The organism is Reinekea sp. (genome assembly GCF_982785585.1).
Genome location: NZ_CEYAVF010000001.1, coordinates 25,865 through 36,951 on the forward strand (window position 1 = coordinate 25,865; position 11,087 = coordinate 36,951).

12 protein-coding genes are annotated in these 11,087 nt (G+C 58.0%); 6 read left to right on the forward strand and 6 right to left on the reverse strand.

From position 1 onward, the window contains the following. The 3 genes from dprA to hemF all read left to right on the forward strand — a co-directional run. Positions 1-1,035: DNA-processing protein DprA (gene dprA / locus AC4FIC_RS00115; RefSeq protein WP_476194841.1), on the forward strand; the 1,035-nt coding region annotated here is incomplete at its 5' end. Between the two features lie 50 nt (positions 1,036-1,085). Next, positions 1,086-1,646: an L-threonylcarbamoyladenylate synthase type 1 TsaC gene (gene tsaC, locus AC4FIC_RS00120; protein ID WP_100258603.1), complete on the forward strand. Its 561-nt coding sequence runs from the start codon at positions 1,086-1,088 to the stop codon at positions 1,644-1,646. Positions 1,647-1,659: 13 nt separating this feature from the next. Then, on the forward strand, positions 1,660-2,574 hold the full coding sequence (hemF, locus tag AC4FIC_RS00125; protein WP_273283953.1) for an oxygen-dependent coproporphyrinogen oxidase: 915 nt from the start codon (positions 1,660-1,662) through the stop codon (positions 2,572-2,574). A 37-nt stretch (positions 2,575-2,611) separates the two neighbouring features. Here the strand turns inward: hemF and AC4FIC_RS00130 are convergent, their stop codons facing one another. Then, a complete protein-coding gene (locus tag AC4FIC_RS00130) occupies positions 2,612-2,983 on the reverse strand; it encodes a thioredoxin domain-containing protein (RefSeq protein WP_273283951.1) in 372 nt (123 codons plus the stop codon). Positions 2,984-3,067: 84 nt separating this feature from the next. Next, positions 3,068-3,700, reverse strand: coding sequence for a DsbA family protein (locus AC4FIC_RS00135; RefSeq protein WP_227003716.1), 633 nt, complete (start codon positions 3,698-3,700; stop codon positions 3,068-3,070). Between the two features lie 189 nt (positions 3,701-3,889). On the opposite strand from AC4FIC_RS00135, the gene amrB reads away from it, so the two are divergent. Then, positions 3,890-4,675, forward strand: a complete 786-nt coding sequence (gene amrB, locus AC4FIC_RS00140) for an AmmeMemoRadiSam system protein B (RefSeq protein WP_476194845.1) — start codon at positions 3,890-3,892, stop codon at positions 4,673-4,675. Here the strand turns inward: amrB and AC4FIC_RS00145 are convergent. Further along, positions 4,669-5,457 (reverse strand): DUF4922 domain-containing protein, encoded by a 789-nt coding sequence (locus AC4FIC_RS00145; protein ID WP_100258607.1) that lies wholly within the window; start codon positions 5,455-5,457, stop codon positions 4,669-4,671. The genes amrB and AC4FIC_RS00145 overlap by 7 nt on opposite strands. A gap of 81 nt (positions 5,458-5,538) precedes the next feature. Beyond that, positions 5,539-6,960, reverse strand: coding sequence for a protein adenylyltransferase SelO (locus tag AC4FIC_RS00150; protein WP_476194846.1), 1,422 nt, complete (start codon positions 6,958-6,960; stop codon positions 5,539-5,541). 186 nt (positions 6,961-7,146) lie between these two features. On the opposite strand from AC4FIC_RS00150, the gene AC4FIC_RS00155 reads away from it, so the two are divergent. Continuing rightward, positions 7,147-7,713, forward strand: coding sequence for an acyloxyacyl hydrolase (locus tag AC4FIC_RS00155; protein WP_145980320.1), 567 nt, complete (start codon positions 7,147-7,149; stop codon positions 7,711-7,713). Here AC4FIC_RS00155 and AC4FIC_RS00160 read toward each other — a convergent pair. Both AC4FIC_RS00160 and leuA read right to left on the reverse strand, forming a co-directional pair. Then, positions 7,707-8,129 carry a TerB family tellurite resistance protein gene (locus AC4FIC_RS00160; RefSeq protein WP_273283940.1) on the reverse strand — a complete coding sequence of 141 codons (423 nt, stop codon included), beginning with the start codon at positions 8,127-8,129 and terminating at the stop codon, positions 7,707-7,709. The genes AC4FIC_RS00155 and AC4FIC_RS00160 overlap by 7 nt on opposite strands. A gap of 156 nt (positions 8,130-8,285) precedes the next feature. Continuing rightward, positions 8,286-10,022 (reverse strand): 2-isopropylmalate synthase, encoded by a 1,737-nt coding sequence (gene leuA / locus AC4FIC_RS00165; protein WP_287418493.1) that lies wholly within the window; start codon positions 10,020-10,022, stop codon positions 8,286-8,288. 342 nt (positions 10,023-10,364) lie between these two features. Between leuA and AC4FIC_RS00170 the strand changes: the two genes are divergently transcribed. After that, entirely contained in the window at positions 10,365-10,850 is a 486-nt protein-coding gene (locus tag AC4FIC_RS00170) for an Lrp/AsnC family transcriptional regulator (protein ID WP_476194848.1), read from the forward strand. Positions 10,851-11,087 lie beyond the last annotated feature (237 nt).

Consider the following 11,087-nt stretch of genomic DNA (forward strand, 5'->3'; position numbering starts at 1 on the left):
CATACTCTGCTCAACCTGGTCGACTCGCCCGCCGATCTGTTCCGTCACCCGGAGCGCTGGCCATTGCCCGAGGCTGTTAAGGTGACCCTGCGCGCCATGCATCGGCTCGGCGAACAGCACCCGATCCATCGCCAGGCCCTAGACCAGCTGCGCTGGGCCGAACGGGCCAACCACCATCTGATCAGCCTGGCCGACGGCGCCTATCCGCCGAATCTGAATCAAATCCATGATGCCCCGTTGATGCTCTGGGGCATTGGCGATACCGGCTTGCTGCAGACGCCCCAGATAGCCCTGGTCGGCAGTCGTCACGCCAGCCCAGGCGCACTGAGTCACGCTCATCGCCTAGCCGCCGATCTCGCCCGAGCGGGGCTGGTGGTGACCAGCGGTGGCGCCTTGGGGATCGACAGCGCCAGTCATCGGGGCGCCTTGGCGGTTCAGGGTGGGACCATTGCAGTGCTCGGCTGCGGCGTCGATGTCGGTTACCCCAAGCCCAACAAGGCCTTATTTGCCAGCCTGGCCAGCCAGGGTCTGCTGCTCTCAGAACACCCCTTGGGCACGCAACCTCGACCGGGCCACTTTCCTCGGCGCAACCGCCTGATCAGCGCACTGGCCGAGCTGGTGGTTGTGGTCGAGGCGACATTGAACAGCGGTTCATTGGTCACGGCTCAACATGGCCTAGATCAGGGCAAGGATATCTTTGCGATGCCAGGTGATATTGGCAACCCCAATACGGCCGGGTGTCATCGCTTAATTCAGGACGGCGCCTATCTGCTCGCCGATGCCAAGGATATATTACGGCATCTTAAGTTCCAGCAGCATCCCAGCCCCCAAGCTGAGCCCATCGCCCTGGACCACCTTAGCCCGCTGCAGCAGAAGATCATGGCCTTGTTGCGCTTTGGCATCCTGCCGCTGGATGGTTTGGCCCACCACCTTGAGCTGGCGGTCCATCAACTACTCGAGGCCATATTGGAGCTCGAGCTGGAGGGTCTGATCGAACAACAACCGGGTGGCTATACGCTTTCCGACATTGCCTGAGGCCCGCACACTGGTTACCCTAAGCAGCTGGCCACTACTCGACTCAATTTATGCACCCTTATTCATTGCCTATCCGCCAAGCGGTCGCGATTATTCAGCGCGGCGGTCTGATTGCCTACCCAACTGAAGGCGTTTTTGGCCTCGGCTGCAACCCCTTCGACGGTGCGGCCGTTGCCCGCCTGCTGGCGTTAAAGCAGCGACCGCTGCATAAGGGTCTCATCCTGATCAGCGACCGGGTCGAACGCTTCGAGCCTTTTCTGGCGCCCCTAACCGACGCACACTGGCAGCGCCTGTGCAGCCGATGGCCGGGCCCGATGACCTGGACCGTGCCACACAATGGTACGCTGCCCGAGTGGATCACCGGCGGCCGCTCAACCGTGGCCATTCGAGTCACCGCGCACCCGGTCGCGGCCAACCTGTGCGCCCAATTTGGCCAGCCCCTGGTGTCCACCAGCGCCAATCGTCAGGGTCGGCCGGCGCTGGAGCGCCAGCTTCAGGTTCGTCAGCAACTGGCCAACGAGCTCGACTTTATCGTCCCGGGCCGCGTCTTAACGCCCGGCAAGGCCAGTCAAATCGAAGATTTAATCAGCGGTCAACGCTACCGCGCATAACTAGGGAATCCCTATGGCAGACTTTACATTCGACATCGAACCCGTCAAAACCTATCTGATGCAACTGCAGGACCGAATCTGTGAGGGTTTGGAGCGTGCCGATGGCAAGGGCCTGTTCAGCGAAGAAAGCTGGCAGCGCCCCGGCGGCGGCGGCGGCCGTTCGCGCACCCTGGTCGATGGCGCGGTGTTCGAGAAAGGCGGGGTCGGCTTTTCCCATGTGATGGGCGACACCCTGCCACCCAGTGCGACGGCCAGTCGCCCGGAGCTGGCCGGGTGTCGCTGGCAAGCCATGGGGGTGTCGCTGGTCATGCATGCCCACAATCCCTTCGTACCGACCTCGCATGCCAATGTTCGGCTCTTTGTCGCGGAAAAGGCTGGTATGGAGCCGGTCTGGTGGTTTGGTGGTGGTTACGATCTAACGCCTTACTATGGCTTCGATGACGACTGCCGGCACTGGCACCAGAGCGCGAAGACCGCCTGCGAACCCTTCGGCAGTGACGTTTTTCCGCGCTTTAAAAGCTGGTGTGACGATTATTTTTACCTGCCCCACCGTTCCGAGCCACGCGGTGTCGGCGGTATCTTTTATGATGATCTAAACACTTGGGACTTCACCACGACCTTCGCCTTTATGCAGTCGATCGGCGATTCCTATTTGGCCGCCTATCTGCCCATCGTGGCACGGCGCCAAGACACGCCTTTCAGTCCGGCCCAGCGCACTTGGCAGGAGATTCGTCGGGGCCGCTATGTGGAGTTCAATCTGGTGTTCGATCGGGGCACTATCTTTGGCTTGCAGTCGGGCGGTCGCACCGAATCCATTCTGATGAGCCTGCCACCGGCCGTGCAATGGCATTATAACCATCAGCCCGAGGCCGGCAGCGCAGAGGCGCGACTGCTGGACTATTACCTGACCGGGCGCGATTGGGTATAGCCGGCCAAGCCGGTTGGTGACCTTAGGCTAAAAACGCCTACACACTGCCTGCCGCTAGGAGAGCCTTCAGCTCACCGGCCGCCACCAGGGCTTTCAGATCGGTGTAACCGCCGATCAATGCGCCGCCGATAAAGATTTGCGGAAAGGTCTCGAAGCCGGTCCACATCTTGATGGCCAAGCGTTCACGCCACTTCGACATATAGCTGCCATATTCCAGATAAAGATGTTCTACCTGCTGCTTATCAAGCAACTTACGGCTGGACTTGACCACCGGGTTTTGTTTCATGCCCACGACGACCACGGCGTGACGGCCAATGGCCTGCCTGACCTCGTTGAGTAGGCTTTGATCACCGCCCAGCTTGGCCTGGATGGCCGGGTGGGCAAGGTTTTCGGATAATATAGGACGCATCGATGAATCTCTTTTTAGGTTGGGTAACGCCGCCTATATGCTGGCGTTTGAGCGTACTTCAACAGATGAAGCCGATTATATGACTTATGACTCGGAAGTGTTTTCGAGCAGTTCCACTACCTGCTGCAAGGCCCCGCTGTAGTCCTGATAGTTGAGCGCAATAGAATGGTAACGGCCGCGATGCAACAGCACCATGGATGGAAAGCCTTCAATCGGCAAGCTGCGGGCAAAATTCAGCTCAACGGTTAGGGCCTGCTGCAATTCAGGTGAGGCTAGATCGGCGGCAAAGCGGGCGCTATCGAGTCCGATCTCCTCGGCCAATTGTTGCAGGACCTCGACATTCGACGGGTTCAGGGCACGCAAATAGTAGGCCGATTGCAACGCCGAAATCATGGCCAGCTCCGCCTGCTGCCAACTCGCCGCGATCACCGCGCGACAGGCGGGATAAGTGGAGCGACGCGGTTCATTTTCGGTCCAGAAATCAAAATTAAACTCGGTGCCCAGGCGTCCCTGAATCTGATGCCAGTAGCCGGCAATCGCTTGTTGTTGCGCGACCGGCATGACCTCGTCGCTGTCCGGTGCCAAGCCCCCGACGCAATAGCGCACCGTCACTCGATCCGCCAATTCCGCCGCGAACCGATCCCAAACTGGCTTATGCGCCCAACACCAACTGCACATCGGATCGTGTATATAGATAAACTCACTTTCTGTGTTCATAACCACTGCGCCCTGCGCCAAAGATAGCCCACCATAGCAAGTACCGATTCAATCCGAAATCCTTAGTTCGACCGATGGCACGGTGCTATTCCCGTGGCATCGGATCGAGCTGAATTGACCTAAGGCAAGATGTCACCCCTAGGGTGCGCCTAGTCTTGGACCCTCCAACCAGCCAGAGAGTCCCGCAACATGTTGATTCGTTCCCCTGCCGTAGCCGGCACCCTCTACGATGCTGACAGCCAACGGCTGCTCGCCCAAATTGAATCCTGGCTCGCCGACGCGGGCAGTCAGCCCCTGCCCAGACCCGCCAAAGGCTTAATCGTGCCGCATTCGGGCTATCCGTTTTCCGGTGCCACGGCGGCCGGTGCTTATCGACTGCTGGAACCGATCTACGACACCATCAAGCGGGTGGTTATCTTAGGCACCTGCCACCGTGACCCAACTCAGGGCCTGTGGACACCACGATGTGCTGCTTTTCGCACGCCCTTAGGCGATGTGGCCGTCGACCAGCCCGCCTGCCGAGCCTTGCTCGAGCACCCAGAGGTTAACGAATTGGCGGTACAGCAAGATATGGAGCACAGTATTGAGGTGCAGTTACCCTTTCTGCAGACCGTCCTGGAGGACTTCAGCCTGATTCCCCTGCTAGTCGGTGACTGCAGCACGCCGGTGCTGGCCGAGATTCTATCGTCCCTATGGGGCGGACCGGAAACCCTATTGGTAATCAGCACCGGCCTTAGCCGCAACCGGCCCTACCGAGAGGTTATCGCGCAGGATCAACACTCCGCGCGGCGCATTCGCGCCTTTGATAGCGGCTTTGTCAGCCAGGAAGCCTGTGGTTTCAATGCCCTGAATGGGTTTTTGCAGGTCGCCAAGGCCCAAGGCTTAGCGTCTCGACAGGTGGCCCTGACGACCTCGGCCGATCTCAACGGACAAAAAGAGCAGGTACGCGGCTTTGGTGCCTTCGTTTTCTATTGATCCGACCGACACACCTGATGCAAGAGCGCCATGGGTCCGCTGCGCCGAATCAACGCGCGTTCAGCTGGGTCTTGTGCCAACAGGCCGCCGGCCAAGCCTAAGCTGTTAATCGCTAAACCCCCAACGGAGGCCTGGGTACGAGGCACCACCAGCATCCAGTCTCGGGTAATCAATAGATTGCAGGCTTGCCAACTGTATTCCAGCTTCTGCCAGGCTTCCAGCAGGGTATCCGGTTGCCAATTCGGCAGCCAATGAACGCGATGGACAAAGGGATAGATGCTCTGATGAGAATCTTGCTGCCAACGCAAAACCGCCGCATCGATCGGCAGGACGCCCGCGCCCAAATCTTTGGGCACCAGCTGGAAATGGCGGTGTGCCAGGGAAGCCCCGGCCAGTGGGCCGCCGTTATAGAACACCAGGCCATCGACCTGATCCAACACCATGGCGATGGCGCTGAAGTCGGCCAAATTCAGTAAGCCGGTCTGTTCAACAAAACCTTGCGTGGTGATCAGGCCGTGTAACGGCAGCAGGCTGTATTTATTCAGCAGCAGATGATGGCTCTGGCCCAGGGTTTCCACCCAGAGCGCCGGGTCGGGTGTTAAAAAGGGATTAGCCGGTGACGCGGTGATGGGTTTTTCGATTGCCACAGAGGGCGCATAGCGGACCACAAAATCAATGCCACCCTGGCTGATGATTTCGTATTCGCTGGGCCGTATCACCAACTGACCCGAGGCAATCGCCCGATCGGCGACCGCACTCATCCGTTGCCAAAGATTTTCCATGTTAACCACTCAATCCGTCAGTGTTGGCAGTCTACCACCAACGTTCCACTGAATCTCTAGCCCGCCCGCGCGGGCCTTGACTTAGCTGCTGCAGCTTAGGATCGGTGCAGGCGCGGCCGCGGCCGGTGGCTGATGCCAATGGGCCCATTCGGCCCGTTCGGTAAAGGGGTCTTGCAGGGCCGCAAAGAACGATTCCAAGGGGCCAAAATTACCAGTCTGCGCGGCATCGATGACCGCCTGGAGATGATGACTGCGTGCCACAGTCACCGGGTTAGAGGCAAGCATCTGACGCTGGCGCTCGGTCTCATCGGCTTCGGTCTGGGTCAGGATGCGAGCACACCAGGCGGCGAAGCGCGGCGCATCGATAAAGTCATCCTTTAGGCCGGGCCATTCGGTCAGCGGTAAGTTGGCCAGGCGTCGAAAGGGCGTGTGGAAGTCTTTGCCTTCTGCGGCCAATAGGGCCAGCCATTCATCCAATAACTCGGGCTCAATGGGCCGCTCAGATGAGCCGCCAAGTCGTTGATTGAGCAGTTCATAGTAATGCTTCCGATGGCACTGATCGAAGTCGCTCACCGCAGCGGCCAACAACTGCGAATCGGTCAGCGGCGCCAAGGCCTGGGCCAAGCGCTGCAAATTCCAGAACGCCACCGAGGGCTGTTGGTTAAAGGCATAGCGTCCTTCGGCGTCGGTATGGTTATAGACCGCATTGGGTCGTGTCTGGTCGAGAAATGCATAGGGCCCGTAATCGAAGGTTTCGCCGACTATGCTCATATTGTCGGTATTCATCACGCCGTGGACGAAACCATAGGCCATCCAATAGGCAATCATCTGCGCGGTTTGCTCGATCACCGCACGCAGGAGACTGACGATCGGATCGGCGTTGTCCTGGCATTGAGGGAAGTGATGCTTAATAGTGAAGGCGGTCAGCGCCTTGAGTTGATCTATGTCCTGGCGGTGCGCCAGCCATTCGAAATGACCGAAGCGAATATGGCTGCTGGCCACGCGCATCAGGGTCGCGCCCGTCTCAAGGGTTTCTCGATACACCGCTTCAGTGGAACCGGCTAAGGCTAGGGCGCGGGTGGTCGGCGCACCGAGGCCATGCAGCGCCTCACTGCCCAAGAATTCACGGATCGAGGACCGCAGCACGGCACGGCCATCACCAAAGCGACTGTAGGGTGTCTTGCCGGCACCTTTGAGATGCATTTCCCAATAGACACCGCTCGGATCGAGCCACTCGCCTAAAAGTAAGCCTCGACCATCGCCCAGTCCTGGATTCCAACCACCAAATTGATGACCCGCGTATTTTTGCGCTATTGGCTCGTGGCCCTGGAACAGCGCCGTGCCCGCCATAACGCCGAGGATATCGGCATTGGCCACTAACGGCAGTTGCATGCGCTCGGCCAGCGCTTGATTCCAGCAGACCCAATAGGGCTCGGCCAGTGGTGTGGGCATGACTCGACTGCAGGTCTCGGGCAGTTCGGTGGCAAAGCGCGACGTAAACACAATAGCTTCTTATTGGACTGGGTGAATCATTAGTATAGGGGCGCGATGGCGAGGGACAAGGGCCTGACGGATCTCGGTTGGCAATATGGCTCGGTAGATGGGTGTCTATAGGTTGTCAAATTCGCTAAGATACCGCACTCGGGGCGTTCCTAGGCGCACTCTTAACCCATTCAGATAGGATCGCTCGTGAAAAAAATCCTTGGCCTCATCCTAATGCTGCTCACTATCGGCATGGCATCCGCCAATCCAGCCGCGCGTCCGGCGGCCATTGGTGTTTCCGTCCTATCCTTATTGGCCTGGAATCCGATGCGCTTAACGGGCGTCGGACTCGACTACGGCCTAGATGAAGACTTTGCTCGAACCCGACTGCTCTGGCTCTGGGATCTGGCCAACCCGTTGCGCCGAGTCGGCCCCCTGACGCTCAGTGGGCACATGGAATTGGCCATGGGCCAGACCGCGCCCTCCCCAGCCGACCTCACCTTAGGCTTAACCCCTCTGTTGGAGTGGCGCTGGACCAACCTCAGCTGGGCACCCTTTATCGAGACCGGACTGGGCGCTAACTATATAAGCTTAACGGAGAATCGGCAGCGAAGCCTATCGACCCATTTTCAGTTTGGCGAGGTTTTGGGGATTGCCATGGAGTACCGCGATCTTAAGGTCGGCCTACGTTATCAGCATCTGTCCAATGCCGACATGGTCCTGCCCAATAACGGTTACAACTTCTATGGTGCGGTGCTCAGCTACCGTTACTGAGCGGGCTTGCTCGAGCTAGCCGGCTCCGAGACCATCATGCTAGACACTAGCTGCAGTATTTCCGCTTCCTTCGCATCCAAATTGCCATCGGTTATTGCCAGCTCACGCAACAGGGTCAGCACCCGTGCATCGGATTTTAGTGCCGGAACCAGCGGGGCCAGATAGTCCGCCAAATGATTCCCCTTCAGGGCTTGGAGGCTGTCAGCAATGAGGGCTTGGTGATAGGCGGCCTTGGAAATGCCCGGGTTGTGCCAAGGCAAGTCCTCGAGCAGGCGAGCAAAGAGGTCTTGTTCCGTCAATTTGACCTTGCCATCGGCCTGATACAGCAGGGTCGTCAGCGCGATAATGGCTTCCGATTTTTGCTGATCCAGGGCTATCTTGTTGTCGTCCAACAATCCCAGTAGCGTTGCTAACATCTGTGCTGCTCCTTACTTAGGCCGGTCCATGCGGGCCGTTACGAAGTGGACCCCGAGGACCGCCGATGCAACCTTGCGCTCTGCGGTCCGGGATCCGAACCTGGGCAGTGTCCCACAGCGGGTCGATGGCCAGCCAGATGGAGTTTGCTGCCGGGCTTAACCGACCGATTGCAGACCGGCCACCCGCTTGGCTGCGCGCCCGACGGCCGACAACAGGGCCTGCAAATTCGCTGTCGTGGTATCTTCATGGATCGCGGCTGCGACCGAATCAACCCCATCGACGCTAACACAGACACTGGCGATCGCATCGGAGTCGGTGCCCTGGCGCAGCGCATGTTCATCAAACTGGCTGACCTTAATGGCCACGCCATAGTGACGGCCCAATGCATCGGCGAGGGCCTCGAGCGCGCCCACACCCCGCCCGGTCAATTCAATAGGTTCGGCCGCCTCGATGCGAAAGGTCGCCTCGGTTTGTTGATTGTGCGAGCTCAAATCATAGCCGCGCAGGTTCCAGCCGGCCGGCACGGCAACAAAATGGTCATCGAAGAGCGCCTTAATTTCCTTGCTGCGCACCTCCGAACCGGCTTGCTCCGCCGCCTTTTGCACCACATTACTGACGTGTTGATGCATCCACTTGGGCAATTCGATGCCGTAGTCGCGCTCCAGTACGTGCGCAACACCCCCCTTACCCGACTGGCTATTGATGCGCACGACCGCTTCATAATCGCGCCCCAGATCGGCTGGATTGATCGGCAGATAGGCCACTTCCCAATGAGCCAGACCCTTGTCATGGTGGAACTGCAAGGACTTGCGGATCGCATCCTGGTGACTGCCGGAAAAAGCGGTATAGACTAGTTCGCCCACCCACGGATGACGCGGATGTACCGGCAAGTCGGTGCATTCTTGACAGACTCGGAGCATTTCTTGGACATCGCTAAAATCCAGTTTAGGGTCCACCCCCTGGGAATAGAGGTTCATGGCCAGGGTCACCAGATCCATGTTGCCGGTCCGCTCACCATTGCCTAACAGCGCACCCTCGACGCGATCGGCCCCGGCCATCAGACCCAATTCGGTTGCCGCCACGCCACAACCACGATCGTTGTGAGTGTGTAAGCAAACGATCACCTGCTCGCGTTGATGCAAGGCGCGGCACATATATTCAATTTGATCGGCAAACACATTGGGGGTCGACATTTCGACCGTGGCGGGCAGGTTAATAATCACCGGCTGACCCTGGATTGGCTGCCAAACATCGATAACCTGATTGCACACCTCGATGGCGTAGTCTATTTCTGTGCCAGTGAAGCTTTCCGGAGAATACTGAAAGGTCCACTCGGTATTGGGGTTGCGCGCGGCGTACTCCTGCACCCAACGAGCGCCCTGCACGGCGATGCCGGCAATCTGCGCCTGACTCATGCTAAAGGTTTGTTCCCGCTGCACGGTCGAGGTCGAGTTGTAGACATGGACAATCGCCCGCTTAACGCCTTTGAGCGCCTCGAAGGTTTTACCGATCAGATGCTCACGCGCCTGGGTCAGGACCTGAATCGTGACGTCATCGGGTATCAGATTGTCCTCTATCAGCTTACGCGCAAAATCAAACTCCGGCTGTGCCGCCGATGGAAAGCCAATTTCAATCTGCTTAAAGCCCAACTTCACCAATAGAGCAAACATCTTCACCTTCTGGGCAACCGTCATCGGTTTTACCAGGGCCTGATTGCCATCGCGTAGGTCGACACTGCACCAGATCGGCGCCTGACTGATGACCTGGTCGGGCCAGGTTCGGTCCGCCAGATTCAGACGTGGATAGGCCTTGTATTTGCGATGGTCAAACGAGCCGGCCGCAGACATCTGCTGGGCCACTGAATGGTTGTCCTGTTGCTCTGAAGTGCTCATGGTTCACCCTATTGGTTTAGGTTATGCAGCGTGTGACCCGGATCGGACGCACGTCCGATCCGGGTTATAAATTTCAGTCTAGCCTGTTCTTCTGCCGGGATATGGCCTGTTCGTCACCGGATGGGTGGGCGGACTTGGGGCGGATCGCGCAACCGGTAAGTTGCCGTCACCTATGCAGACTGGGGTAAAGTCTGTCGAGCCAAGGTTGCCGAAGAACATAACTAGATTAGGGCATTGGTATCGCAATGTCCTTGCGCATTTGGCTTTATTACAAAAAATGGCGCAATATTAGTGGGCATTAATAAAGTTTTCCGCTCTAATCATGCCACAAAGGGGTTTAATATGGCGATCCTATCTAAGTTAGACCGATATGACCGACAGATTCTCGAGTTACTACAGCAAGACGCTGGCCTGTCCAATCAGGACTTGGCAGAGCGTATTGGTTTGTCGGCCTCGCCCTGCTCCCGGCGAATCAAAAACCTAGAAGAACGCGGCTTTATCGACCAGCGTATCGCCCTGATTAACCGCTCGGCGCTCAACTTGAACTTGGTGGCCATAGTCGGCATCCGCATGGATCGACACACCCCAGACCGGTTCGAGCATTTTGAACAGGCCGTGGCCGCAATCGATGAGGTCATCGAGTGCTTTTTGGTGACCGGCCAGGACTCCGATTATCAGCTCAAGGTGGTGGTACCCGATATGGATCACTACCATCAGGTACTCTTGAAACATATCACCACCATTGCCGGCGTCGATGGGGTTCATTCGAGCTTTCTGCTGCGTGATATTATTAAGGCCAAGCCGTTGCCGCTGAAGTATTTGCCTTGACCAATCCGCTCGATGGCAGGTTGGGCCTCGCCAACCTTTTTGCCCTCAAAAATTCAGGTATACTGGGCGCCTCATTCACCATTGGACACTTCACCGGCCATGATCATACCCCTGACCGCCCGACTGGCCATCTTGGCCCCGCTAATTTTCGTCGGCCTTTTGATCGACCAACTCTCCAAGGTCTGGGCCAGCTCAACCCTTCAGGGTGGGCCCCGGTTCACTTTTCTATTTGACACC